The organism is Actinoplanes sp. URMC 104 (genome assembly GCF_051386375.1).
Lineage (GTDB): Bacteria > Actinomycetota > Actinomycetes > Mycobacteriales > Micromonosporaceae > Actinoplanes.
The window spans coordinates 386,730-411,620 of record NZ_JBPQTO010000007.1; the positions used below are offsets into that span (position 1 = coordinate 386,730).

The 24,891-nt window shown below is 73.2% G+C and carries 19 protein-coding genes and 1 pseudogene; 3 read left to right on the top strand and 17 right to left on the bottom strand.

Annotated features, from left to right (window positions below; translation table 11 throughout):
- From ACSNN8_RS23410 to ACSNN8_RS23435, 6 genes and pseudogenes are all read right to left on the bottom strand, one after another.
- The gene (locus ACSNN8_RS23410; RefSeq protein WP_436651470.1) at positions 1-1,011 is read right to left on the bottom strand and encodes a LacI family DNA-binding transcriptional regulator; all 1,011 of its coding nucleotides are present in this window, start codon (positions 1,009-1,011) and stop codon (positions 1-3) included.
- A gap of 384 nt (positions 1,012-1,395) precedes the next feature.
- Positions 1,396-1,977, bottom strand: a pseudogene (locus ACSNN8_RS23415) (IS5 family transposase); the annotation flags it as partial.
- A 48-nt stretch (positions 1,978-2,025) separates the two neighbouring features.
- On the bottom strand, positions 2,026-3,246 hold the full coding sequence (locus tag ACSNN8_RS23420) for an MFS transporter (RefSeq protein ID WP_436651471.1): 1,221 nt from the start codon (positions 3,244-3,246) through the stop codon (positions 2,026-2,028).
- Complete coding sequence (locus ACSNN8_RS23425; RefSeq protein WP_436651472.1) at positions 3,243-3,707, bottom strand: MarR family transcriptional regulator; 465 nt, start codon at positions 3,705-3,707, stop codon at positions 3,243-3,245. Before ACSNN8_RS23425 ends, ACSNN8_RS23420 begins: the two co-directional genes overlap by 4 nt.
- Positions 3,708-3,726: 19 nt before the next feature.
- The gene (locus tag ACSNN8_RS23430) at positions 3,727-4,947 is read right to left on the bottom strand and encodes a GAF domain-containing sensor histidine kinase (RefSeq protein WP_436651473.1); all 1,221 of its coding nucleotides are present in this window, start codon (positions 4,945-4,947) and stop codon (positions 3,727-3,729) included.
- Positions 4,948-5,059: 112 nt separating this feature from the next.
- Positions 5,060-5,527 (bottom strand): Lrp/AsnC family transcriptional regulator, encoded by a 468-nt coding sequence (locus tag ACSNN8_RS23435; protein ID WP_436651475.1) that lies wholly within the window; start codon positions 5,525-5,527, stop codon positions 5,060-5,062.
- Between the two features lie 122 nt (positions 5,528-5,649).
- Between ACSNN8_RS23435 and ald the strand changes: the two genes are divergently transcribed.
- Entirely contained in the window at positions 5,650-6,765 is a 1,116-nt protein-coding gene (gene ald / locus ACSNN8_RS23440; RefSeq protein ID WP_436651476.1) for an alanine dehydrogenase, read from the top strand.
- Positions 6,766-6,790: 25 nt separating this feature from the next.
- Here the strand turns inward: ald and ACSNN8_RS23445 are convergent, their stop codons facing one another.
- The 4 genes from ACSNN8_RS23445 to ACSNN8_RS23460 all read right to left on the bottom strand — a co-directional run bounded on the left by ACSNN8_RS23445 (position 6,791) and on the right by ACSNN8_RS23460 (position 10,471).
- Positions 6,791-7,846: an aldo/keto reductase gene (locus ACSNN8_RS23445; RefSeq protein WP_436651478.1), complete on the bottom strand. Its 1,056-nt coding sequence runs from the start codon at positions 7,844-7,846 to the stop codon at positions 6,791-6,793.
- 200 nt (positions 7,847-8,046) lie between these two features.
- Positions 8,047-8,577 (bottom strand): hypothetical protein, encoded by a 531-nt coding sequence (locus ACSNN8_RS23450; protein ID WP_436651480.1) that lies wholly within the window; start codon positions 8,575-8,577, stop codon positions 8,047-8,049.
- A complete protein-coding gene (locus ACSNN8_RS23455; RefSeq protein WP_436651481.1) occupies positions 8,574-8,978 on the bottom strand; it encodes an SRPBCC family protein in 405 nt (134 codons plus the stop codon). Before ACSNN8_RS23455 ends, ACSNN8_RS23450 begins: the two co-directional genes overlap by 4 nt.
- Before the next feature lie 149 nt (positions 8,979-9,127).
- On the bottom strand, positions 9,128-10,471 hold the full coding sequence (locus tag ACSNN8_RS23460; RefSeq protein WP_436651483.1) for a ferredoxin reductase family protein: 1,344 nt from the start codon (positions 10,469-10,471) through the stop codon (positions 9,128-9,130).
- 2,323 nt (positions 10,472-12,794) lie between these two features.
- Between ACSNN8_RS23460 and ACSNN8_RS23465 the strand changes: the two genes are divergently transcribed.
- Positions 12,795-13,961 (top strand): D-alanyl-D-alanine carboxypeptidase family protein, encoded by a 1,167-nt coding sequence (locus ACSNN8_RS23465; RefSeq protein WP_436651485.1) that lies wholly within the window; start codon positions 12,795-12,797, stop codon positions 13,959-13,961.
- Here the strand turns inward: ACSNN8_RS23465 and ACSNN8_RS23470 are convergent, their stop codons facing one another.
- The 7 genes from ACSNN8_RS23470 to ACSNN8_RS23500 all read right to left on the bottom strand — a co-directional run bounded on the left by ACSNN8_RS23470 (position 13,962) and on the right by ACSNN8_RS23500 (position 22,510).
- Positions 13,962-14,423, bottom strand: coding sequence for a hypothetical protein (locus ACSNN8_RS23470; RefSeq protein WP_436651487.1), 462 nt, complete (start codon positions 14,421-14,423; stop codon positions 13,962-13,964).
- Positions 14,424-15,015: 592 nt separating this feature from the next.
- On the bottom strand, positions 15,016-16,206 hold the full coding sequence (locus ACSNN8_RS23475; RefSeq protein WP_436651489.1) for an MFS transporter: 1,191 nt from the start codon (positions 16,204-16,206) through the stop codon (positions 15,016-15,018).
- 45 nt (positions 16,207-16,251) lie between these two features.
- Positions 16,252-16,902 carry a phosphoribosyltransferase gene (locus ACSNN8_RS23480; RefSeq protein ID WP_436651490.1) on the bottom strand — a complete coding sequence of 217 codons (651 nt, stop codon included), beginning with the start codon at positions 16,900-16,902 and terminating at the stop codon, positions 16,252-16,254.
- The gene (locus ACSNN8_RS23485) at positions 16,899-17,546 is read right to left on the bottom strand and encodes a dienelactone hydrolase family protein (RefSeq protein ID WP_436651492.1); all 648 of its coding nucleotides are present in this window, start codon (positions 17,544-17,546) and stop codon (positions 16,899-16,901) included. Before ACSNN8_RS23485 ends, ACSNN8_RS23480 begins: the two co-directional genes overlap by 4 nt.
- Before the next feature lie 235 nt (positions 17,547-17,781).
- Positions 17,782-18,837, bottom strand: coding sequence for a class I SAM-dependent methyltransferase (locus ACSNN8_RS23490; protein WP_436651494.1), 1,056 nt, complete (start codon positions 18,835-18,837; stop codon positions 17,782-17,784).
- On the bottom strand, positions 18,830-21,628 hold the full coding sequence (locus tag ACSNN8_RS23495; RefSeq protein ID WP_436651496.1) for a BTAD domain-containing putative transcriptional regulator: 2,799 nt from the start codon (positions 21,626-21,628) through the stop codon (positions 18,830-18,832). Before ACSNN8_RS23495 ends, ACSNN8_RS23490 begins: the two co-directional genes overlap by 8 nt.
- A gap of 72 nt (positions 21,629-21,700) precedes the next feature.
- Positions 21,701-22,510: a hypothetical protein gene (locus tag ACSNN8_RS23500; protein WP_436651498.1), complete on the bottom strand. Its 810-nt coding sequence runs from the start codon at positions 22,508-22,510 to the stop codon at positions 21,701-21,703.
- A gap of 1,013 nt (positions 22,511-23,523) precedes the next feature.
- Here ACSNN8_RS23500 and selA point away from each other — a divergent pair.
- Complete coding sequence (gene selA, locus ACSNN8_RS23505) at positions 23,524-24,891, top strand: L-seryl-tRNA(Sec) selenium transferase (RefSeq protein WP_436651499.1); 1,368 nt, start codon at positions 23,524-23,526, stop codon at positions 24,889-24,891.

Here is a 24,891-nt window from a genome sequence, read left to right on the forward strand (position 1 = left end):
TCAGGCCGAGCCGCGGATCACCAGGCGGGTCGGCAGGACGATTTCGCTGCCCTGCGGCTCATCGCCGTCGATCTTGGCGAGCAGGAGCCGGACCATCTCGCGGCCCATCTCGGCGATCGGCTGGTCGACGCTGGTCAGCGGAGGGTCGGTGTGCAGCGCGATCACCGAGTCGTCGAAGCCGATCACGGCCACGTCCTCGGGGATGCGGCGGCCGTGCTGGCGCAGGATCCGCATGGCGCCCGCGGCCATCATGTCGGACGCGGCGAACACGGCGTCGAGGTCGGGGTACTGCTCGAGCAGGCGCCACATGGCGGCCGCGCCGCTCTCCTCGCTGAAGTCGCCGAACGCGACCGGCCCGTCGCCGACCACGTCGCGGTAGCCCTCGAGCCGGGCGATACCGGCCGCCATGTCGAGCGGTCCGGTGATCGCGGCGATCCGGCGGCGCCCGCGCGACCAGAGGTACGACACCGCCTCGCGCGCGCCCGCCCGGTTGTCCGCGTCGACGTACGAGCCCCTTTCGGCGTACGTGGGCCGGCCCGCCCGTACGGTGGCCACGCCCCTTTCCTCGAGCAGCGCGGGCAGCGGGTCGTCGCCGTGCAGCGACAGCAGCAGCGCCCCGTCGACGTGCTGGCGGGTCAGGTAGCCCTCGAGCCGGCGGCGCTCCTCGGGCGCCTGCGCGATCATCAGGACCATCTGCAGGTTGCGCGCCACCAGCACCGACGAGATCGACTGCACGATGCGCCCGAAGAACGGCTCGCGGAAGAACCGCTCCCCCGACTCGAAGATCACCAGGGCGATCGAGTCGGTCCGCTGGGTGACCAGGGTGCGGGCCGCCCGGTTGGGCACGTACCCCAGCTCCTGGATCGCGTCCTCCACGGCCTGCCGCGCGCGCGGGCTGACCTGAGCCGATCCGTTCACCACCCGCGACACGGTGCCGCGGCCCACGCCGGCGCGCACGGCGACCTCTTCCAGGGTCGGCCGCCCGCTGGCCCGGTTCCGCTCCGTCGTCATAGCCTGGCACCTCCTCGGCGCGATCGCAGGTCGCGCCCGACACAAGGTACCCGCCCGGCGCTTGCCGCAAAATGATCGCTCCCGCCCCAGCGTGTGACACGCCTGCCGGTCGGCCCGAACAGGCATCCAACTTCGGACGTACGGGTCCTCCCACGAGCGCAGGGCGTGCCGGCGACCTGGCTGCCGTCCCGGCCCCTCTGCCGCCGCCGTCCGGCAAGACCTGCAACGAGGGCAGGCCGGCGTCCGCGCCACCCGGCCACCTGCCGCCGCTCCCCCTCAGCGCCGCTCCAGCCGACCCGCCCCCACGCCGGGCCGGGCCGAAAGAAGCAGCCCGATCGGCCTAGCCGTGTCCTGCCGATCATCGAAGTCAGATGGATGCGGCGATGAGAGGTAGAGGACGGCGCGTTTGGCGTAGCGCGTGGCTGACACTCGCCATTGTTTGAGCCGGCTGAAGCAGCGTCCGACGACGTTTCGCTCCCGGTAGACCTGCTTGTCGAACTCTGGTGGGCGTCCGCCGTGGCTGCCCCGCCCGTCGACCGCGAGGTGAATCTTCGTGCTCAGGCCGCCCCTCGAGCGGCCCAGCGCTTCACCGTCCTGCGCCGGTATGGCGATACCGGCGACAGATCCCTTTGTTGCGGGCTCCAGCGGCGTGCTGGTGGGCACGCACGACGCTGGAGTCCACGCTGATGATCGGTTCGACCGGCTGGCCGTCGTCATACACCTGGGCCTTGGCCAGGATCTGTTCCCGGGTGCCGTCATCGGTCCATCGCCGCAGCCGTTCATGGCAGGTTTTCCGCGGCCCGTCACGTTCCGGCAGATCCCGCCAGGGCGCCCCGGTGCGCAGTTTCCACAGAATCCCGTTGATCACCTGCCGGTGATCGCGCCACCGCCCTGATCTGCAGCCTGGTTCCGGTAGTAGAGGTCGACGACCGCTCATGTCTTGTCCGTCAGTTCACCACATCCCACCGCCGACGTATCAACCAGAACTGATCAACTGATCGGCAGGACACGGCCTCAGTCCTGCGGCGTGCGGAAACGGCGCAGCTGGGGCGTCGACAAGGCGATCAACCCGGTCGCCACCACGGCGGTCGCGCCGCCGAGGGCGAGGGCCGCGCCGCCGGAGGAGGCGGCGGCGACCAGACCGGCCCGCAGGTTGCCCAGGTGCGGGCCGGCCACGCCGGCGATGTGCTCGAGGGAGGAGATGCGGCCGCGGAAGTCCGGCGGGGTGACGGTCTGCACGACCGTGCCGCGGGAGACCACGGCCCAGGTGTCGGCGGCGCCGGCGACGGCCAGCAGCGCCAGGACGATCGGCAGGTTGCTGCTCACGCCGGCCAGGCCCAGCGCGACCGCCCACACGCCGCCGCAGGTCAGCAGCAGCAGGCCGGGGTGGGAGCGGCCGGTGGCGAGGCCGGACAGGATCGAGGCGAGCACGCCGCCGACCGCGAGCGCGGTGGTGAACAGGCCGAGCACCTCGGGCCGTCCGCCGAACCTCTCGTCGTTGACGACCGGGAACAGCGCCACGGGCATGGCGAACACCGTGGCGACCAGGTCGGCGAGCAGCGCCCCGCGCACCGGCGGGGTCCGCGCCGCGTACGCCAGACCGGCCGCGACCGCCCGCAGACCCGGCGCGCCGGAGGTGGCCGGCACGCCGGCGGGCAGGCCGGCCAGCCCGGCGAGTGCGGCCGAGAAGGTGAGCGTGTCGAAGGCCAGGCACCAGCCGACGCCGGCCACGGCGGTGAGCGCGCCCGCGGCGGCCGGGCCGAGCAGCATGGCGATCTGGAACGACAGGTGGTTGAGCGCCAGGCCCGCGGCGAGCCGGTCGCCGGTGAGCAGCACCGGCACGAAGCTGCGCTTGGCCGGCCCGACGAGCGCGGACAGCGCCGACTGCGCCGCCAGCAGCGTGAGCATGGCGGGCACACCGCCGAGGTCGGTGAACGCGACGGCGGTCATCGCGGCGGAGACGAGGATCTGGGCGGCGGTGCAGCGCAGCGCGAGCAGGCGCCGGTCGACGTGGTCGGTGAACGCGCTGCCGGCCAGCGCCAGCAGGATCAGCGGCACGGCGGTGACCAGCCCGGTGAGGCCGACCGCCGCGGCGCTGTGCGTGCGGTCCCAGACGTAGTAGACGACCGCGAACGTGCCGAACTGCCCGCCGAACCCGGACGCGGTGGTGCCCAGCCAGAGCCGGCGGAACACCGGGCTCTCGCGCAGCGGGCGCAGGTCGGTGAGCGCGCTCATCCGAGGTGGTCGCGCAGCCGGTGGGGAAAGGGCCGCGCGTCGAGCAGCGCGCGCAGGTCGGCCGTGACCCTGCTCAACGCGTACGGGAGCTCGGCATCCAACTCGCGCACGGCCGCCTCGGTGGCCCGCCACTCCGCGACCAGGAACGGCATGACCTCCCGTGCCCGGGCCGACAGACCGATTCGGCGCGTACGCGCGTCCACGCCCACGGCGCTCTCGACGAACCCGGCCCGCGCCATCGCCGCGGCCGTCTGGCTCATCGCCGAGTGCGACACCCCGCGCCGCGCCGCGAGCTGCCGGATCGTCATCGGCCCGAAGCGGTGCAGCGCGATGAGCGGCCCGACGAACCGGGTGCGCATGCCCTCGATGCCCGCGCCGGTGTAGAGCGCGGCGATCTGCTGGTCGAGCTCGGCGAACAGCGCGTGCAGGTCGCTCCAGTGATTGCTGTCGAGCAGGTCCACCCGCGCAATATAACAGCGCTTACATATCTTCCGGCCCCGCGTACCGCGGCAGCCGTACGACGATCGCGGTTCCCGCGCCCGGCTCGCTCTCGATGCGGATCTCGCCGTCGTGGCTGCCCACGATCGCCTTGACGATGCTCAGCCCCAGCCCGGCGCCCTGCACCTCGGCCTTCTCCGCCGCGGCCGAGCGGCGGAACGGCGCGAGCACGCGCTCCCGGTCGCCGGCGCTCATGCCGATCCCGGTGTCGCGGACCACGAGCACGGCCTCATCGCCGTCGGCTTCCGCGCTGACCGTGATCCGGCCGCTCGGGGTGAACTTGACCGCGTTGAGCACCAGCCGCTCCACCATCTGCACCAGCCGGGCCTCGTCGGCCTCGACCAGCACCGACGCGGGCGCCTCGGCGCCGATCTCGAGCCCGCGGGCGCGGGCCAGCGCGTCGTTGCGCACCACCGCGGCACGCGACAGCTCGGCGAGGTCGACCACGCGCTTGGTCAGGCGCAGCTCGGTCTGCGAGGCCAGCAGCATGTCGTCGACCAGGGCCATCAGCCGGTCGGAGTTGCGCCGGATGCGGGCCAGGAACTGCTCGCCGGTGCCCGGCTCCAGGCTGTCCTCGGTGAGCATCTCCAGATAGCCGTTGATCGAGGTGAGCGGGGTGCGCAGCTCGTGGGTGACCCGCGAGACGAACTCGTCCTGCACCCGGTCGGCGTCGCGCAGCCGCTCGTTGGCGGCGTCCAGCCCCCGCGCGTACTGCCGCAGCTCGAGCTGTGCCATGACGTGCCGGGCCAGCGTGCGCAGCCCCTGGCACTCGGCCGGCGTGAGCAGCCGCGGCTCGAAGTCGATGACGCACAGGCTGCCCAGCCGCTGCCCGCTCGCGGTGACCAGCGGCGCGCCGGCGTAGAACACGACGCCCGGCTCGCCGGTGACCAGCGGGTTGTGCTCGAACCGCGGGTCGATGCGCGCGTCGGGCACCTGCATGACCTCGTCGCCGGCCATGGCGTACGCGCAGAACGAGTACTCCCGCGCGAACTCGCAGGTCTCGAGCCCGACCCGGGCCTTCATCCAGTGGCGGTCGGCGTCGATCAGGCTGACCGCCGCGACCGGGGTGCGGCACAGCTGGGCGGCGAGCACCGCGATGTCGTCGAAGTCGCTCTCGGGGGCCGTGTCCAGCACGCGGTAGCCGCGCAGGGCGGCCAGCCGCCGCGCCTCGGCGGCCGGCTCGACCGGCAGTGTGTCCGACATGGTCCGCGTCCTTGTCCGTGGAAGGGCTTCATCCCGTCACAGCAGAACGGTCGGCCGCGGGCGGCGAAGGCTGAGCGTCGGCGCGGGTGCAGGTCGGTGCGGAAGGCGTACGTCAGGGGGTGCCGCGGCGGTGCTCGAAGATCAGGTACGTCTCGGTGCCGGCGATCAGCCGGGTGCCGCTGAGCCGCTCGGTGATCACCTCGCGCAGGTCCTCGACGTCGGCGGTCGCCACGTGCAGCAGGAAGTCGTACGAGCCCGAGACGAAGTACACGTCGCGGACCGCGGGGATCCCGGCCAGCGACTCCGCGAACTTGCCGATCGCGTCGCGCGACTCCGAGCGGATCCGCACCGCGATCATCGCCTGCACGGGCCGGCCGATCCAGGCGGGGTCGACGTCGGCGTGGAAGCCGCGGATCGCGCCGATCTCGCGCAGCCGCCGCACCCGGGTCAGGCAGGTCGACGGCGCGACGCCGACGCGCTCGGCCAGCGCGTTGTTCGGCATGCGGCCGTCGACCTCCAGCAGCGCCAGCAGCTCGCGGTCGATGTGATCGAGGCTTCGAAGATCATTCGGTACGACCATCCGCACGAGCCGCCTTTCCGCATGGTGTACGGCCGGAGCGACCGCAGCAGAATCATATGCGGCAAGGTTGCGCGCGATCAGCACATCGTTTCACGCTACGCGAAACAGCGAAGGGGTGGATCATGCACATCGGCGTGCCGGCAGAGATCAAGAACCACGAGTACCGGGTGGCGATCACCCCCGCGGGGGTCGCCGAGTTCGTCCGCCGCGGCCACCAGGTGCTCGTCCAGGCGGGCGCGGGCGCCGGTTCGGCGATCACCGACGAGGCGTACGTGGCCGCGGGCGCCGAGATCGCGCCGGACGCCGACACCGTGTGGCAGCGCGCCGACCTGCTGCTCAAGGTCAAGGAGCCGATCGCCGCCGAGTACCACCGGCTGCGCGCCGGGCAGGTGCTGTTCACCTATCTGCACCTCGCCGCGGACGCCGACGGCACCAAGGCGCTGCTCGCGAGCGGCACGACGGCGATCGCGTACGAGACCGTGCAGCTCGCCGACGGGTCGCTGCCGCTGCTGGCGCCGATGAGCGAGGTGGCCGGCCGGCTCGCCCCGCAGGTCGGCGCGTACAGCCTGATGCGCAACTCCGGCGGCCGCGGCGTGCTCCCCGGCGGGGTCCCCGGCGTCAGCCCCGCCAAGGTGACCGTGATCGGCGGCGGCGTGTCGGGCGTCAACGCGGCGACGATCGCGCTGGGCATGGGCGCGGACGTGACCGTGCTCGACCTGAGCATCCCCCGGCTGCGGCAGATCGACGCGCAGTTCGGCGGGCGGGTGAAGACGCTGGTCTCCTCGGCGTACGCGATCGAGCAGTCGCTGCTGGATGCCGACATGGTGATCGGCGCGGTGCTCGTGCCGGGCGCGAAGGCCCCGAAGCTGGTCCCCAACGACCTCGTGAAGCGGATGAAGCCCGGCTCGGTCCTCGTCGACATCGCGATCGACCAGGGCGGCTGCTTCGAGGACTCGCGGCCCACGACGCACGAGGACCCGATCTACCGGGTGCACGACTCGGTGTTCTACTGCGTGGCGAACATGCCCGGAGCCGTGCCCAACACCTCGACGTACGCCCTGACCAACGCCACCCTCCCGTACGCGCTCAAGCTGGCCGACTCCGGCTGGCGCGAGGCGCTGCGGGCCGACCCCGCTCTGTCTCTGGGTCTGAGCGTGCACGACGGCAAGCTGACCAACGAGTCGGTCGGCGCGGCGCTGGGCCTGCCGTCGGTGGAGATCGCCGCCGTCCTCGGCTGACGGCGGCGATCCCCGGCCCGTACCCCTAGAGGTGACGGGCGATCTGCGTCAGGTCGGCGGCGCTGAGCCGGTCGGAGCTGGTGTTGCGCTGGTGCCAGAACGGGTAGCGCAGCGGCTCGCCGCTCACGTCGTCGAGCGCCTTGACCTCGTCCGCGGTCAGCTCCAGCTCGGCCGCGGCGAGGTTGTCGCGCAGCTGCTCGGGCGTGCGGGCGCCCACGATCAGCGAGGTCACGCCCGGCTTCTGCGCGATGTACGCCAGCGACACCTGCGCCGCCGACACCCCGTGCGACTCACCGATCTTGATGGCGAGCTCGATGGTGTCGTACAGCTTGTCCTCGTCGTGGATCGGCGGCTCGCTCCACTCCGACAGGTGCCGGCTGCCCTCGGGCGCCTGCACACCGCGCCGGTACTTGCCCGACACCAGGCCGCCCGCGAGCGGGCTCCACACCAGGATGCCGACGCCCTGGTCGAGCGAGGCCGGCACGATCTCGGCCTCGATGTCGCGGTTGACCAGCGAGTAGAACACCTGGGTGCTGGCGAACCGCTCGAGCTGCCGGGCGTCCGAGACGCCGAGCGCCTTGACCATCTGCCAGGCCGCGTAGTTCGAGCAGCCGATGTAGCGCACCTTGCCGCTGCGCACGAGGTCGTCCAGCGCGGTCAGCGTCTCCTCGAGCGGGGTCTGCCCGTCCCACTCGTGCACCTGGAAAAGGTCGATGTAATCGGTGCCGAGCCGGCGCAGGCTCGCCTCGGCGCCGCGGATGATGTGGTGCCGGGAGAGGCCGGCGTCGTTCGGCCCGTCCCCCATGGGCATCCGCACCTTGGTCGCGATCAGCACGTCGTCGCGGCTGTCGCCGAGCGCCTCGCCGAGGATCTCCTCGCTCAGGCCGGCTGAGTAGACGTCCGCCGTGTCGATCAGGTTGACGCCCGCGTCCCGCGCGATCGCGAGCTGCTCCCGCGCCCCCGCGACGTCGATCTTGCCGACCGGTAAGGCCCACCCCGTGCCGCCGAAGCCCATCGTCCCCAGGGTGAACGTCGAAACCCTCAGGCCGGTGCGGCCGAGCTGCCGGTACTGCATCGTCATTCCCTCTTCCTCCTGTTGAGCCGCAACCCACCTTTCCCCGCTCACGCGTCCCTGTCCACCGGAACGAATGCGATCAAGAACGCATCGTGGCGTGGCGTTCGCGCTCCCGCTCGCGGCGCGCCCCCTCTCGGCACGCCCGCTCTCAGCGCGCCGCTCTCTCCACGCCCGCTCTCAGCGCGCCTCTCTCGGCGCGCCTGCTCTCAGCGCGCCGCTCTCGGTGCGCCGCTCCCGGTGCGCCCGCTCGGCTGGGCCGGGCAGTCCGCGCCGACGCGGACCGACGCCCGTTCCTCCCTGCCGTTCGCGCGCACGATCAGCGGCACGCACATCGGCTCCCGCACCGTGTAGCCGCCCGCGAACGCGATCCACGGATGCGCCCCCGCACAGCCCGGCACCTGCACCGCCGTACCCTCCGGCCCCGGGCTCCCCCAGCCGATCGTGGCGTCACCGACCGCCGACGGGTCGACCGCCAGCTCCACCTGAACGCCCGCGCGCACCAGCAGCCCCGTCTTCGCGAACAGCCATCCCCGCTCGCCCGGCTCGGCCTGCAGCCGCGCCGTGGGCAGCACCACCGCGTCCAGCACCACCCGCCCGCCGTCCGGCGCCTCCACGCCGCCGACCACGTGCGCACAGTCGATCGCAGCGGCCGTCGACCGCGGCGACGGTGCGGGCGCCGGCGGCTCCGACGAGCACGCCGCCACCGCCAGGACACCCAGGATCGCCAGGCGCTTCATCGTCCCCGCTCGAGGATCTCCTTGAGGCGTGCCAGGTCGGCGGCCACCGCGCCGGTGTCGCGCGCGAACTCCTCGTCCGACACCCCCGGCTGCCGGCGGACCGAAAAGACGATCTCAGACCCTTCCCCGTACGGGACGACGCGCAGCGGGTTGAGGAACGTCTCGCCCGACTCGAGCGTCACCACGTGGTCGAGCACGCCGAACCCGTTCCTCGGCGCGAAGTCCACGCGCGCCCGCCCCAGACCCTCGGACCGCACGTACCAGACACCTTCGACCTGCTCCACCGTGCTCCCCAGCCCCGGCGCCCAGGTCGCCAGGTTGGCCGGATCCGACACGTACGCATAGACGTCGTTCACCGCCCGGTCGATACGCTCAGCAAGATGCGCCGTATCAGTCGTCATGCCCCGATCATCCCGCCGTGATCCCCTCACCGCAGCCCCGGCGCTCCTCGGTCCTCCCCCGTCACGCCCTCCGCGCGCCCTCACCCGCTCTGACCCGCCAGCCCTCACCGCCGCACCTTCAGCTCGCGCCAGCCCTCACCGCGGCGCCTTCAGCCCGCGAGCCGGAACATCTCGGCGTGGCACTGGCGGGGCGGCACGCGCAACGACCGCAGACTGCGCAACACAGCCTCGGTCATCGCCGCGGGCCCGCACACGTACACGTCCCGCTCTGCGACGTCGGGGCAGAGCGCGAGCAGGTTCTCCGGGCTGAACGGCTGGTTGCCCCCACTCGTGCGCCCGGTGATCAGATGCAGCCGGGCGTCCCGCAGATGCGCCAGGTTGCGCAGCTCGCCGAGCAACACGGCGTCGGCAGGCGTGCGCACCCGGTAGAGCACGACGATGTCGCCGTCCAGCATGTGGTCCTCGAGCAGCGCGCGGATCGGGGTGACGCCGATGCCGCCGGCGATCAGCAGCGTGTCCTGCCGCGTGCGCCCCGCCGCGGTGAAGGCCCCGTACGGTCCCTCGGCGAACACCCTCGTCCCGACCGGCAGATCCCGCAGCCCCGCGCTGGTCGTGCCCACCGCCTTGGCCGTCAGCCGCAGCGAGTGCCCGTCCGGCGCCGCCGACAGCGACCAGGGGTTCACCTGCCACCAGCGGTTGTGCCCGGGGAAGCGCCACAGGAAGAACTGCCCCGCGCGAGCCTGCAGCCTGTGCAGGTCGCGGCCCGTCACGTGCACCGACACCACGTCGTGCGCCTCGGCCACCACGGCCGCCACCCGCAGCCGGTGCCGGGCGTTGCGGACCAGCGGCAGCACCAGCCGCCCGGTGATCAGCGCGCCGATCGCGAACGTCCACAACCCCCACCAGTACGCCTGGGTGAGGTCGTTGGTCTTGAACGCGCTCCCCTCGTACACCTGGTGGATCACCCCGAGGACCACGACCGCGTACGTCAGCAGGTGCACGGTGTGCCACGCCTCGTACGGGAGCCTCCGGCGCGCCGCCCGCACCGACGTCACCGCGATCACGCCGACCAGACCTGCCGCGATCATGCCGAGGAGCACCGGCATCTGCCGCGCGAGGACCGGCACCTGGCTCAGGAAAGAGCTTTCGCCCAGCCGTGCGTAGCCGAGCAGGACGAAGGTCGGGTGCAGCAGCACCAGCCAGAAGACGGTGAACCCGGTCCATCGGTGCCAGGCCGTCAGCCGGTCCATGCCGAGCCGCCGGTCCAGGAACGGCAGACGCGCGACCAGCAGCACCTGCAGCGCCAGCACGAACGCGAGGTGCATCCCCAGCACCCGCCCGACCGTGGTGAGCGTGTTGGGCGCCGGCCGCCCCGGGTGGCTCAGCATGAGCTCGACGATCGCCAGGTTGAGCAGCAGAAAGACCCAAATCATCCCGTACGCCGCCCCGGCCTGCCCGGCCCGGCGCACGTGTGGTGGCGTTGCGGTGAGCATCGGCCCTCCCCGGCGTGTGCCCTCGTCCAGTAGCGCCCGCCCACCGACGCGGCGCAATCACCCACACGACACCCCGCCCGCCGCCGGTTCACACCGCCGGACACCGCCGCGTGCCGGGTGGCGCCGCCCCGCAATACTGGCCCCGGCGCCCGGGCAGCCGGGCTGGAAGGAGTAGGTAGTGACGCAGCCGGCCAGGCCGACAGACGAAACCCAGCCCATCCCTTCGGCGGTGCCCCCCACCCCCGAGGACCCCACCGAAGCCCTACCTGCTCCTTCGTCTGCGCCCGTTCCCCCTCAGGCCGCGCCCTCGCCCACTCCCTCACCGCCGCCACCCACCCCAGCGACGGCTTCCTCACCGCCGCCACCCACCCCAGGTACGGCTCCCTCAGCGCCGCCACCCACCCCAGGTACGGCTCCCTCAGCGCCGCCATTTGCCCCGGCTACAGCTCCTCCACCGCCGCCCACCCCTGCGACGGCTCCCTCAGCGCCGCCACCCACTACGGCGACCAGTCCCCCGCTGCCACCACCCGCCTCGGCGACGACTCTGCCAACGCCAGCGCCCACTCCGGCTACAGCTCCCGCAACGCCGCCAGCCCCGGTCGCCGCCTCCACAGCGGTTCCCGATCCATCGGCCGCCGCCTCGAGCGTGGCCGACTCTCCCAGCCCGGATTCCGCGAACCCGTCGACGCACGAGGACGCTTCCCCGACGGCTCATCCCGCACCGCCGGCAGAGGAAAGCGCAGACCAGCCAGGCCCGGACACAACGGCGGGTGAGCCCTCGACTCCTCCATCCGCCGAAGCCCCGGATCGGCCTCAGGCCCTGCCTGCAGCGGCAGACAGCGCGCTACCTGCCGGCCCGTCTGCTCCCGACGCGTCCGGCCCCGTGCAGAACCCCGACCTCGCTGCGCCCACCGCGCAGGATGCCGACGTCACCACGCGCATCCCCTCGGGGCCGCCGGCCAAGGACGACCCCGACGCCACGGCAGCACTCCCGCCCACCCCGGCTCAGCCCTCGAAGGCGGCAGCCACCTCCATCCGCGTCCCCGCCGAACCGCCTCCCGCACGCCCCAAGACCCCCGCCACACCGACGCCGAAGCCCCCGCCGACCGCGCCGCAGACGCAGGACCCGGACGCCACGACGCTGCTCCCCCCGACCCCGCAGCCGCCGACGCAGCGCCACACACCCCCGGAACGCCCTGCGAGCCCAGCCGCCGGCTCCATCCCAGTCCCCGCCAAGCCGCGCAGCACGCCGGCCACACCACACCAGCCGACCGACCCCGACCTGACCGCGCCGATAACGCCCACCGCATCGGCTCGCTCGGGCCCAGCCGCCACATCCCAACCCGCGGCCCCGACCACCCAACATGCCTCGACGCCTCGCGCGTCCGCACCCACCCCCGCGGCACCATCTCACCAGGCCGGGGCGCGAGGTTCGGCGTCAGCAACGCCTCAACTCAACCCAGGCACTACGCCGCCAACGGAGCGATCCCACTCCGCCCCTCAGTCCACAGCGCCGCAACACAGGCCCGCCGCTCCTTCCACAGCACCGCACTCCCAGCCGCCCGCTCCATCCACAGCACCGCACCGCGAGGTCGCCGCTCCATCCACAGCACCACACTCCCAGCCCGCCGGTCCGTCCACAGCGCCGCAAGGCGAGACCGCCGTTCCGTCGACGACGCCGCAACGCGGGCCCGCCACCCCGCCCACAGCGCCGCAGCCACACGGCTCCTCATACACAGCGTCACGACCGAAGGCTGCTCCGCCCGCCGCGCCGCCGTCGCCGCCGGCCACCGCACGAACAGCACCACGCCCCGAATCCGCCGCTGCCCCCACAGCGCCACAGCGCCAGCCCACTGCTCCGCCCTCACCATCGCGGACCCAGCCCTCCACCATGCCCACGGCGCTACAGCGCCAGCCCGCCGCTCCATCCACAGAGCCACAGCGCCAGCCCGCCGCTCCATCCACAGAGCCACAGCGCCAGCCCGCTCCATCCACAGCACCGCACCCCCAGCCCAGCGCTCCACCCACGGCGCCACCCCGCCAGCCCGGCGCTCCACCCACAGCACCGCACCGCGAGCCCGCCGCTCCGTCCACAGCGCCGCGGACGCGGCCGGCCGCCGAGCCGGAACCCGCGACACAACCGCCCGCCAAGCGCAGCACCGGCCGGGCCACCATCCCGCCGGCCCCCCAGAAACCGCCGGTCACCCCGGGCAACGTCTACGGCGGCGCGAAGCCTGCCCCGCAGGAAAGCGCTGTCCCGCCCCGGACGTACGGCGCCGCGCCGGCTCGGCGGCGTCGGCTGCCGGTGGGCGTACTGGTTGCGTTGGTCTTGGTCGTTCTGCTGGGAGGCGGGGCGACGGCTCAGCTCACGCGTGCGCTGCCCAACGCGACCCTGGCGACGACCGTGGCCGCGGCGATGCGCATTCCGGGTGAGGAGGCGGACCTTCCGTGGCCCGACGAAGGTTCCGCCGAGCTCCTGGTCGAAGGACTGGGTCGCATCGGCGGTTCGGGCGGGAACAACCCGGCGCCCATCGGGAGCGTCGCGAAGGTCATGACCGCGTACGTCATCCTGCGTGACCACCCGCTCAGCGGCGCCCAGGAGGGACCGTCGCTGACCGTGACGGCGGCCGACGTGGCCGACTACCGGGCGCGGATCGCCAGCAATCAGTCGCTCGTACCGGTCAAGGCCGGCGAGAAGCTCACCGAGCGTGACGCGATCGAGGCCCTGATGCTGCCGTCCGCCAACAACATCGCACACCAGCTGGCCGTCTGGGACGCGGGCTCGGAGGCCGCGTTCGTCGGCAAGATGAACGCCGCCGCGGCCGGGCTCGGCATGACGAAGACCAAGTACACCGACCCCAGCGGCTATCAGCCCACCACCGTCAGCACCGCGCCTGACCAGGTCAAACTGGCTCGCGCGGCGCTGAAGTCGGCGGTGTTCGCCGAGATCGTCGCGATGCCCAGCGCGACCATCCCGGTCGCCGGGAAGATCCAGAACTACAACGACCTGCTGGGCGTCGAAGGCGTCTTCGGCATCAAGACGGGCTCCACCGACGAGGCGGGCGGCTGCCTGCTGTTCTCCGCCCATCTGACGGTGGGTGGCCGGAAGCTGACCGTCGTCGGCGCCGTCTTCAACCAGCCCGGCCTGCACACCCCGGAACAGCTCGCCAATGTCAACCGCGAGGTGCGCGCGCTGCTCCAATCGGTGCGTGACACCGTGAAGCTCTACACGCTGTTACCGGCTGAGCCGGTCGGCTATGTGGAGACCGGCTGGGGCGCCACCAGCCCGGTCCGGCCCGCGGCCCCCCTCCAAGTGGTGGGCTGGCCCGGCCTGAAGGTCCCGGTCGAAGTGACCTCCGCACCGGGTCCTTCGGTCACTGCGGGCCAGACCGTCGGCGCGGTCGAGGCTTCGGGCGTACGGGTCGATCTGCGCGCCGACGCACCGACTTCCGACCCGTCCGTGTGGTGGCGGCTGACCCGTACGGATTGATCAGCGGTCGAGCGAGCGCAGCACAGCGTCGGTCACCGCGCCGTAGAGCAGGTGCGGGACCAGGTCGGCCAGCCAATCGGCGGCGGTCCACGTGCGCGGGTCGCTGACGTCGAGCGCGGCCATCGACAGGTTGGTCGACGCCATCGCGGTGGCGCCGATCAGCAACGCTCCGAGCGGGGCGGGTGGGCGTACGCCTGCCCGGCGCAACACGCCGAAGGCGGCGCCGATGCCGACCCCGGTCACGATGCCGGTCAGGCTGCCGAGGCCCGCGACGCGGTGTTCGCGGGTCTCACCTTCGCCGGGAACCGAGACCGGCAGGTGGTCCTCGATCGCCTCGACGGTCTGCTCGGGGGTGCTGCTGCTCGCCCGCCCCCGGATGGCCATGTCGAGATAGGTCACGGCGTTGAGGGCGGCGGACCCAGCGGCACCCGCCGCCGCGCCGGCCAGGATTCCGGTACGCATGATGCAGCCGTTCCCGCCCAGCCGACCGCGAAACCCACCACCGCCGCCCACCACGATCCGGCGCAACCGCGCACCGGCGCATCGGCGCACCGCAGTGCGGAAATCCTGACCGCGACATCCACGGACCACCGCATGAAGCGGCACCACAGGAAAGGCCTTACCGCACAACCGAACGTCCGCTAACGACGGGGGCAGCGCGGGAAGGCTTACCCCCCAACGCAGCGCCGATCGCACGACGCGGCGGTAAGAAAGGCTCCACCGCAGCCGAGCGCAGGCCAACGACGGGTAGCGCGAGAAAGGCCTTACCGCCCAACGCAGCACCGCAGGAAAGGGCCTACCGCGCAGCCGAGCGCCCGCCAACAACGGGCAGCGCGGGAAAGGCCTTACCGCTAACGCAGCGCCGATCGGACGATGGGGCGGCGCAGCAAAGGCTCCACCGCAACCAACGGCCCCCGCATCGGGCAGCACCGCAGGAGGGCTTGCCCCGCCGCCAAGCACTGAGCCGCGCCCGACGGAAGGTGGGAAAGGCCTTACACGAAGCCCCGCCCGAGCCGCATGAGGCGGCGCGGGCCGGGCGGCGAACCCGCGAGCGCTAAGCGTGCTGCCGGTTGACCAGAACCCGGCCGAGCACCAGCGTCAGCACGCCCGCCAGCACGACCGTCAGCAGCCCCACCCGCAGGCTGCTCTGGTCGGCCACGAACCCGACAAGCGGCGGCGACAGCAGGAACCCACCCCGAAGCAGCCAGCTCACGATGGTCAGCCCGGTCCCCGGCGGCAGACCGGGCAGCTCATCGGCGGTGTGCATGGCGGCGGGCACGAGCGTGGCGACGCCCAGCCCGGCGAGGGCGAAGCCGCCCAGTGCGGTATCAACGGACGGCACGGCAAGCGCCACCCCCATGCCGACGGCCGCCAGCGCACCCCCCACCCGGACCACCGTGCGCTGCCCGAAGCGGTCCACCACGCGATCGCCGAGGAGGCGGCCGACGGTCATGGCGGTCTGCAGCGCCACGACGGCCAGGCCGGCGGTTGCCGCGCCGGTGTGCAGCTCGTCGGTGAAGAACAGCGCGCCCCACGACGATCCGGCGTCCTCGACCAGCGCGCCCGCGGCGGCGAGCACACCCAGGGCGGCCAGCATCCGTAGGGCCGCGCCGGTCATCCAGCTCCGGCCGGCCGGGGCGGGCTCGTCGGTGCGCTCGGCGTCCTCGGGGCCGCGCAGCAGATAGCGGTACGCGAGCAGCGCGAGCCCGCTGAACAGCACCGCCGAGATGCTCAGATGCAGCCCGAGCGGCAGGTCGAGACCGGCGGCGGCCGAGCCCATGAGCCCGCCGAGCACCGCGCCGATGCTCCAGACGCCGTGCAGCGAGTTGAGGATCGACCGGCCGTACAGGCGCTGGACCCGCAGGCCGTGGGCGTTCTGCGCGACGTCGACGACCGAGTCCAGCGCGCCGACGAAGAACAGCACGGCGGCGAAGGCGACCCAGTGCGGCGCGAACGGGATCAGCAGCGTGAAGAGGGTGGTCACGACGATGCCGTACGAGGCCACGCGCGCGGATCCGAGGCGGCGGATGAAGGCGCCGGCGAGCAGACCCGCCAGCAGCGCGCCGATCGGGTAGGCGGCCAGCGCCGTGCCGAAGACGGCGTTGCTCACCCCGAGATCCGCCTTGATCTGCGGATAACGCGGAACAACGTTGAAGAACACCGCGCCGTTCGTGAGGAACAACGCGGCGACGGCAGCGCGCGCCAGGCGCGTCTGCCGGGTGGGCACGGCCGCCAGAGTCGTCATGCGTACGAGCGTACATACCGTATGTACGCTCGTACACAGCTACCGTCAGGTGTGAGCGAAGCCTCTCAGCGCCGTCTCGACGTCGTCGTCGCTGAGCTGGCCGAAGCTCCGGTACCACTGGCCCACCGCCCGGAAGCCGGGCGGCGAGCTGAGGCAGATGACCGTGTCGGCGGCGTCGCCCAGCCGGTCGTGGGCCACCGGCGAGCAGACCGGCGCGGCGAACAGCAGCCGCTCCGGCTTGCGGCCGCGCAGCCACCGCAGCGCGGCGCGCGCCGTGACCCCCGTGGCCAGCCCGTCGTCGACCACCACGACATCGCGGCCGGTCGGATCGGGCGGCGGCCGATCGCCGCGGTAAGCCCTTACCCGGCGGCTCAGCTCGGCACGTTCCGCCGCGACCGTCTCCTCGAGATCCGCCGGGGACAGCCCGAGCTGCTCGAGGCTGTCCTCGTCGAAGACCGGCGGGCCGTCCTCGGCGATCGCGCCGATGCCGAACTCCGGCCGTCCCGGCGCCCCGATCTTCCGCGCGACCACCACGTCGAGCTCACCGCCGATGCGGGCCGCGACCCGTACGGCGACCGGCACCCCGCCGCGCGGCAGGGCCAGCACCAGCGGCACCGGTCCGGGGTGCTTGGGCACCTGGGCGGCGATCGCCTCGGCCAGCTGCCGGCCCGCGTCGTCCCGGTCCTCGAAGGTCATCGCAGGTGCTTCGTGAACCACGTTCCCGCCTCCTCGGCGACCACGTCGAGGGCGCCCGGCTCCTCGAACAGATGCGTGGCGCCCGGGATGACCCGCAGCTCCGCCACCGCCGCCAGGACGGCGCGGGCCTGCTGGTTCAGCTCGAGCACCACCTCGTCGTCCCCGCCGACGATCAGCAGGGTCGGCGCGTCCACCTGCACCAGGGCGGGCCCGGCGAGGTCCGGCCGCCCGCCCCGGGACACGACGGCCCGTACGGCCTCGGGGCGCGCCGCCGCGCACACGAGCGCGGCCGCTCCCCCGGTGCTGGCGCCGAAGATCCCGACCGGCAGATGCGCCGTCTCGCCGGACGTGCTGAGCCAGTCGGTGAGGCCGATCAGCCGGTCGGCGAGGAGCCCGATGTCGAAGCGCATCTCCCGGGTACGGACGTCCTGCACGTCCTCGTCGGAGGTGAGCAGGTCGACCAGCAGCGTGCCGAGGCCGTGCCGGTGGAGGGTGTCCGCGACTGTCCGGTTGCGCGGGCTGTGCTGCGAGCTGCCGCTGCCGTGGGCGAACAGGACGACGCCCGTGGCCCCGTCCGGCAGCGTCAGGTCACCGTCGAGCTCGCATCCCGCCGTGGGGAAACGCCTTTCCTTGACGATGGACATGGACAAGGGCGTACCCCCGAGGGCACGCCCTATACGTCCGACTTGCTGCGGGAAAGGCCTTGCCAGGGTGAATCCGCGCCACCGCGGCCGGGCGTACGCGTTGGACACGTGACCGCCGCCCGGCCGTCGGCCCGGGCTCTCGGCCGCGGCCGGGCGCGACGGCCGAGGCCGGGCGCGGCAGTCAAGCCGAGCGTGACAGTCAGGACGAGGCGCGACGGCCGGCGCCCCCAGAAGATCAGCGTCGAGCGGCCAGAACCAGGTTGAAGCCGGTGTCGGCGGCCACCACCGGGTCGGTGAAGCCCGCCTCGGCCAGCAGCTGCAAGCGCTTTCCCGGTCCGCCCTGCGTCCCCAGGGCGTACGCGCCCGGCTGGCTCAGCGACCCCGGCGTGCACAGCGCCGTCGACGCGTTGAAGTTCGCCCGCGCGACCGGGTTGCCGATCACAGTGGTGAAGTCGTCGGCCGACCACGGCTCCACCGCCACGACCAGCCCGCCCTCGCTGAGCGATTCGTAGGCCGCCCGCAGCGCCGCCGGCGGGTCGCCCAGGTCGTGCAGCGAGTCGAAGAACACGACCACGTCGAACTCGCCGGTGATCGCGGCCGCGTCGGCGACCCGGAACGTGACCGGGCTGCCCGCCTCCAGCGCGTTCGCCCGAGCCACCGCGATCGACGGCTCGTGGCTGTCGAAACCGGTCACGGTCGAGGCCGGCCACGTCTGCTGCACGAGCAGCGAGGCCACCCCGTGCCCGCAGCCGACGTCGGCGACCCGCGCGCCCGCCTCGAGCTTCTCCACCAGCCCCGGCACGGCCGGGAACCACGTCTGCGCGAGGTGGTTCACGTACGCCGTCCGGAAGAACCGCTCGATGCCGTGGTGCACGCAGCCGGGCATGTCCGCGTACGGCAGCCCGCCGTCACCGCGGAAGGCCTGCTCCAGCTTGTCCAGTGTCAGGTAGAAGCCCGCGACGATCTCGGCGCCTCCCACCACGTACGCCGGGGAGTCCACCACGGACAGCGCGAGCGCGTGCTCCAGCGGCAGCTCGTACGTCTCGCCGTCGCTGACCAGATGTCCCGAAACGGTCTGCGCGGCGAGCCACTCGCCGATCAGCCGCGGGTTCAGCCCGGTGGCGGCGGCGAGCTTGGCGGCGGTGGTCGGGCCGGCGCCGGTGAGCGCGCGGTAGAGCCCGAGCCGGTCGCCGATCACCGTGAGGGCGATGGTGCCGGCGCCGGCGACGTCGGTGAGGAGTTGTCCTGCGAAGGCCTCGACGCGGGCCTCGTCGATGTGGGTGTCAGTCATGGTCCCGAGGATGGGGACCGGCGCTTGCCGGCTGCTTGCTCGCCGCTTGCTCCAGCAGTTCCAGGGCGTACGCGGCGATGTCCGCGGGCGGCGTGGGCAGAGCTCGGGCTCCCGCCCGCAGCCGGGCCAGGCGTTCACGGTCCGGGCCCATGACCGCCGGGGCGTACGGGTCGGAGTCGGCAGCCGCCACGATCAGCGCGGCCGCCGTCGCGTCGCCCAGGTCGCCCAGCAGCTCGGCCGTGAGCCGCAGGATCGTCCACAGCTGGGCCGTCATGCCGGCCGCGCGCACCTGCCGGATCGTACTGCGGCAGGCCTCGATCGCCTGGTCACGGCGGCCCATGCGGATCAGCACCGCGGCGCGCGCCACCCGCGCGATGTTCGTGGTGTAGTCGAAGCCGGCCGCCTCGGTGCGCCGCAGCGACTCGTCGTAGTAGCTCAGCGCCCTCTCGGGATCGGTGCCGGCGAGCAGCTCGCCGCGGGCGAACGGCACGAAGCCGTCCAGCCGGTCGACATCCAGTTCCTCCGCGTACGCCTCCAGCCGGCGCAGCCCCGCGGCCGCGTCCCCGCCGTAGGCGTCCATCAGCGCCGCGCAGCACAGCGCGGTCGCGCGCAGCCAGCCCGCCGCCAGGGGCTCGTCCCGCATGCGCAGCGCGTCCGCCCGTACGTCGTCGGCCTGTCCCCGGAACATCGAGTTGGAAATCTTGATCAGCAGGGCGGACGGGCGCAGCGGGTGACCCGTGGGCAGCCGATCGACCGCGGCGCCGAGCAGCCGCTGGGCCTCGCCGATGTGGCCGTTGAGCCAGACCCCCGCGCCCGCGGCGAGCGCCCGCAGCGCGTCGGCCTCGGTCTCGACCGCCCGGGGCGTCAGCCGTACGAGCTGCGCGGTGAGCCCCGGGTCGGGCGCCACCGAGGAGGCGGCGGCGATCCACGCGGCCAGCCGGGCGCCTTCGTCCGTGTCGCCCGCCCAGGCCAGCGCCTCCTGCAGATTGCCCAGCTCGCGCCGCAGCGCGGGAGTCGTGTGCGGGTTGCGGACGCGCTGGCGGCGCAGCAGGTCGGTGACGAAGGCGAGCATCCAGCGCCCGTGCGCGTCGCGGGCCTCCCGCTCGGCGTCGGCGTCGAGGTGGGCGAGGCCGACGTGCCGTACGGTCTCGAGCAGCCGGTAGCGCGGCGGGTCCGCGTCGAGGTCACAGCCGATCAGCGAGGCGTCCACCAGCTCGGCGAGCAGGCTCTCCGAGGCGCCGAAGAACGGCAGCGCGTCCAGCCCGAAGCCGCCGCGGCACACCGCCAGCCGGTCGAGCAGCTGCTGCGCGGCCGGGTCAAGCAGCCGGTACGACCATTCGACCGTCGCCGTCACCGCGGTGGCCCGGTCGCCGCCGCGCGCCGGGTCGAGCACCTGCAGCCCCGCGCCCAGCCGGTCGCGCAGGTGGACCAGCCCGAACACCGCCTCGCGCCGCGCGGCGAGCTCCACCGCGAGCGGCAGCCCGTCGACCAGCCGGCACACCTCGGCCGCCAGCGCCCGGCTGCGGGCATCGCGCGGAAAGTCGGCGCGCAGCAAAGCGGCCCGGTCGCAGAACAGCGCCACCCGGTCGTCCTCCGGCAGCGGCCCGACGCGCAGCACCCGCTCCCCCGCCACGCCGAGCCGCTGCCGCGAGGTCGCCAGGACGCGTACGCCGGGACACCTCGCGACGATCTCCTCGACCAGTTCCCGTACGGCGTCGAGCAGGTGCTCGCAGTTGTCCAGCACCAGCAGCGCCGGGGCCGTGCCGAGCCGGTCCGCGATGGCCGCCGCTCCGCCGCGCGGCGCGAACCGCAACCCCAGCGCTCCCGCCACCGCGGTCGCGACGTCGCCCGGCACCGACCGCTCCGCCAGCTCCACCACGAGTTCCTGCCCGGTCAGCGCCTCGGTCATCAGCCGGGTCTTGCCCACCCCGCCCGGCCCGACCAGCGTGGTCACGCGTCCGCCGGAAAGCGCCGCCCGCAAGGCCCGCAGCTCCTCGCGCCGCCCGAAGAACCGGTCGGCCCGCCGCCTCGGCGCCGGCGCGGGCAAGGCCTTTCCCGGCCTCAGCGCCGGATCCTCCGCGAGGATGCGCTTCTGCAGGTCGTCCAGCGCGGGCGACGGGTCCACGCCGTGCCCGTCGACGACCCTTTCCCGGTACGCACGCGCGGCCGCCAGCGCCTCCGCCGTACGCCCGGTCTGGTGCAGCGCCCGCATCAGCAGCAGGCAAGCCCTTTCCCGCATCGGTTCCGCGGTCGCGTACGCCTCGATCTCCGGCAGCGCCTCCGCCGCCTGCCCCGCGTCCAGGCGCCGGTCCAGGTGCTCCTCGCGCAGGTGCCGTCGCCATTCGGCGAGCCGCGCGACGTCCGGCGCGAACGCCAGCCGGTCCGCAACGTCCGCCAGCGGATCGCCGCGCCACATGCCGAGGGCCTCCGCCAGCGTCCCCGCCGCCTCCGCCGGCGCCTGCTCGCGGGCCGCAGCGACCAGCCGCTCCACCCGGCCGGTGTCGAGCGCCTCCGCCGGCAGGTCGAGCCGGTAGCCCCCCGGCTCCCGGCAGATCACCTCGCCGCCCGTGTGCCTGCGCAGCCGCGAAACGTAGCTGTGCAGGTTGCCCACCGCGTTACCGGGCGGCTCGTCGTCCCAGAGCGCATCGATCAGGTCCCCGACCGGAACAACGCGCCCACCCGCCAGCGCCAGCCGCGCCAGCACGATCCTCTGCGGCGCCCCCGTCAGCCGCGCGGGCCGCCCGCCGAGCCGCAGCTCGACCGGCCCGAGCAGTCCCACCTCGACGTGCACGCCCTCATCTTGAAAGCGACACCCTCGACGACGCCATCGTCCGCCAGGCCCGTTTCACTGCCGCTCCCGGACTCAGGCGACGAGCAACACCCATCCCACGCCGAGCGAAGCGAGAGCGACGACCCCCGCCCCGCCCATGACGACAGGACGCCACCGCCGGATGACCCCTTCGTCCGGGCACTCCGCCGGCGGCACCTCCTGCAGCATCCGAACGAGCTTCTCGACCGTACGGACTCGGCAGCGCGCGTTCATCCAGTAGCCGCGCGACGTGTACTCCAGAATGGGCGAGTCGACGCGGATGTCGACGTGGTCGCCGTCGCGCAGTCGCAGCCGCACGTCGGAGTCGCCGTGCTCGAACTCGCCGATCAGCCGCCGCGGCACGCTCACACGGTGCAGCGCCGTGTCGATGTGCAGATGCTGCGGCGTGACCACGAACCCGGCGACCGGCCCGACCATCACCCCGAACAGGATCAGCCCCACCCCACCGCCGAAGAACACACCACGGGCAACGATCGTCTCCGCGTCGACCGTCGTAGGCCCGTCCCCCGACAACGCGACGGCAGCCACCACGAGCACACCGAGCGCCACAGTCACCCATGGCACCCCACTGCTGCGGCGCAGCGACCGCCGCCGGATACCCGAGTGGTGCACCACACCCGACGGCTGCGCCAAGGCCACCTCGGCATACCGCAGCTCAAGGGCCGAGCACATCCGCCCACTACCGGCGACGAAGAGCAGAATCCCGCCGAAGATCGAGACCGTGCCGTCCCGCAGGAACACGGCGACACCGAGCAGCGCCACCCCGGCCGCCCCCACGATCAACGCGAGCGGCCACGTCCAGATCAGCGCCCCGTTGTCGTGCCAGTCCACTTCCAGCCGCATGTCACCCCCAGGCCCGCCATCCCACTCCATGATCGAACTGGCCCGCAACGTCCACCCGGCCGACAAAGATCCAGCTCATCAGCGTGGAAAAGCGCACAACAGTCCGACGCGCACCAACACGCCGAACGCGCAACAACGCGTCGGACCGCAAGTGCCGAACCAGTACCAACACGCCGAACGCGCACCAACGCCCCGGGCCGCAAGTGCCGAACCAGCAACAGCACGCCGAACGCGCACCAACGCCCCGGACTGCAAGTACCGAACCAGCAACAACACGCCGAACGCGCACCAACGCCCCGGACTGCAAGTACCGAACCAGCAACAACACGCCGAACGCGCACCAACGCCCCGGACTGCAAGTACCGAACCAGCAACAACACGCCGAACGCGCACCACCGCGCCGGACCGCCCAACGCGCACCACCGCGCCGCACCGCCCAACGCGCACCACCGCGCCGCACCGCCCCATGCACATCACCGCGCCGCCCCATGCACATCACCGCGCCGGACCGCAAGCGCCGACCCAGCACCAACAAGCCCAACGCGCCAACCAGCCCAACGCGCATCAACACGCTCCAACGCACCGGGACCGCGACAACTGGCCAGCCCGCGACAACGCCGGGTACGCGGCAACGCACCAACCGGCGAATGCCAATGCACGACATCCCGCCGCACCCATCAACACGCTGGACCGCCAACGTCCAAGGCGCAGAGGCACGCCCCAGCCGCCAGTGCCGAACGCGCACCGGCGAACCCGCAGAGGCCGAACGCGCAACATCGCTCAGAGCAGGCAACAACACGCGGACCGCGACAACACCGAACGCGCAACACCATGCCGAACCGCGTCAACGCCGAACGTCGAACAACACGCACAATCCGCGAGTGCCGAACGCGCACCGACAGCCCGAACGCGCAACGCCCGGCCGGTCGGCCGTCCCCGGCTCGCCGGCGGGTAGTTTTCACGCATCGGACAGCGCTTTCCGGGCATCCGGGTGCGGGTCGAGAGGAGCGGACATGGGTGAGGCCCCGACGGACCCGCGGCGGCGCGTGCCGCGTACGGATGTGGTCCTGGCCGATCCCCGCCTGGCCGCGGCGACCGAGGCCGAGGGCCGCGCGGCCGTCAAGGCGGCAGTGGTGCAAGCGCTTTCCCGCGTACGTTCCGGGGAGCTCGAGCCCGACGACGTGGTCGGCGCCGCGCTGGCCGCCCTGCCCGGTGGGTTGCGGCCGGTGCTGAACGCCACGGGGGTCGTCCTGCACACGAACCTGGGCAGGGCAGCGCTTTCCCCGGCCGCGCGCGACGCCGTCGTGGCCGCCGCCGGGCACACCGACGTGGAGCTCGACCTGGTCACCGGCCGCCGCGCCAAGCGGGGCCGCACCGCCCTCGCCGCCCTGCACCGAGCCGTCCCGGCCGCCGGCGACGTGCACGTGGTCAACAACGGAGCCGCCGCGCTGGTGCTCGCCGCGACCGCCCTGGCCGCCGGCGGAGAGCACGGCAGCGAACGCCCCAACGGCTGGGAGCGCGGCGGCGAGCAGCGCCTCGGCGGTCGGGAGATCATTGTGAGCCGCGGCGAGATGGTGGAGATCGGCGACGGTTTCCGGCTGCCCGACCTGCTCGAGTCGACGGGCGCCCGGCTCCGCGAGGTGGGCACCACCAACCGCACGACTGTCCGCGACTACGAGCAGGCGATCGGCCCGGAAACCGCCTTCCTCCTCAAGGTGCACCCGTCGAACTTCGTGGTCCGCGGCTTCACCAGCTCGGCGTCGATCCGCGACCTGGCGGCCCTGCCGGTGCCGCTGGTCGCGGACATCGGCTCGGGCCTGCTGCGCCCCGACCCGCTGCTGCCCGACGAGCCGGACGCGGACACCACGCTGACCGACGGCGCCGACCTGGTCATCGCCAGCGGCGACAAGCTGCTGGGCGGCCCCCAGGCGGGCCTGCTGCTGGGCTCCGCGCCGCTGGTCGAGCGGCTGCGGCGGCACCCGCTGGCCCGGGCGCTGCGCGTCGACAAGCTCACCCTCGCCGCCCTGCAGGCCACCCTCGCGGGCCCGTCGACCCCCACCTGGGACGCGCTGCGCCTCGACCCGGCCGTGCTGCGCGACCGCACGGAGCACGCCCACAAGCTGCTCGCCGAGGCCGGTGTGCCCGCCGATCTGGTGGAGTCGGCCGCGGTGGTGGGCGGCGGCGGAGCTCCGGAGGTCACGCTCCCGTCGTGGTCGCTGTCGCTGCCTTCGGCGTACGCGTCCCCGCTGCGCGCCGCGGCCACTCCCGTCGTCGGGCGCGTCGAGCGCGGCCGCCTGCTGCTGGACCTGCGCTGCGTGCCGCCCTCGGCCGACGCAACCGTGGTCGACATGGTCCTGTCCGTCGCCCCGAGGGTGGGCTGA

Coding starts and splice junctions, on each gene's coding strand:
- ACSNN8_RS23410 (WP_436651470.1), bottom strand. CDS start 1,011: ATGACGACGGAGCGGAACCGGGCCAGCGGGCGGCCGACCCTGGAAGAG.
- ACSNN8_RS23420 (WP_436651471.1), bottom strand. CDS start 3,246: ATGAGCGCGCTCACCGACCTGCGCCCGCTGCGCGAGAGCCCGGTGTTC.
- ACSNN8_RS23430 (WP_436651473.1), bottom strand. CDS start 4,947: ATGTCGGACACACTGCCGGTCGAGCCGGCCGCCGAGGCGCGGCGGCTG.
- ACSNN8_RS23435 (WP_436651475.1), bottom strand. CDS start 5,527: ATGGTCGTACCGAATGATCTTCGAAGCCTCGATCACATCGACCGCGAG.
- ald (WP_436651476.1), top strand. CDS start 5,650: ATGCACATCGGCGTGCCGGCAGAGATCAAGAACCACGAGTACCGGGTG.
- ACSNN8_RS23445 (WP_436651478.1), bottom strand. CDS start 7,846: ATGACGATGCAGTACCGGCAGCTCGGCCGCACCGGCCTGAGGGTTTCG.
- ACSNN8_RS23450 (WP_436651480.1), bottom strand. CDS start 8,577: ATGAAGCGCCTGGCGATCCTGGGTGTCCTGGCGGTGGCGGCGTGCTCG.
- ACSNN8_RS23455 (WP_436651481.1), bottom strand. CDS start 8,978: ATGACGACTGATACGGCGCATCTTGCTGAGCGTATCGACCGGGCGGTG.
- ACSNN8_RS23460 (WP_436651483.1), bottom strand. CDS start 10,471: ATGCTCACCGCAACGCCACCACACGTGCGCCGGGCCGGGCAGGCCGGG.
- ACSNN8_RS23470 (WP_436651487.1), bottom strand. CDS start 14,423: ATGCGTACCGGAATCCTGGCCGGCGCGGCGGCGGGTGCCGCTGGGTCC.
- ACSNN8_RS23475 (WP_436651489.1), bottom strand. CDS start 16,206: ATGACGACTCTGGCGGCCGTGCCCACCCGGCAGACGCGCCTGGCGCGC.
- ACSNN8_RS23480 (WP_436651490.1), bottom strand. CDS start 16,902: ATGACCTTCGAGGACCGGGACGACGCGGGCCGGCAGCTGGCCGAGGCG.
- ACSNN8_RS23485 (WP_436651492.1), bottom strand. CDS start 17,546: ATGTCCATCGTCAAGGAAAGGCGTTTCCCCACGGCGGGATGCGAGCTC.
- ACSNN8_RS23490 (WP_436651494.1), bottom strand. CDS start 18,837: ATGACTGACACCCACATCGACGAGGCCCGCGTCGAGGCCTTCGCAGGA.
- ACSNN8_RS23500 (WP_436651498.1), bottom strand. CDS start 22,510: ATGCGGCTGGAAGTGGACTGGCACGACAACGGGGCGCTGATCTGGACG.
- selA (WP_436651499.1), top strand. CDS start 23,524: ATGGGTGAGGCCCCGACGGACCCGCGGCGGCGCGTGCCGCGTACGGAT.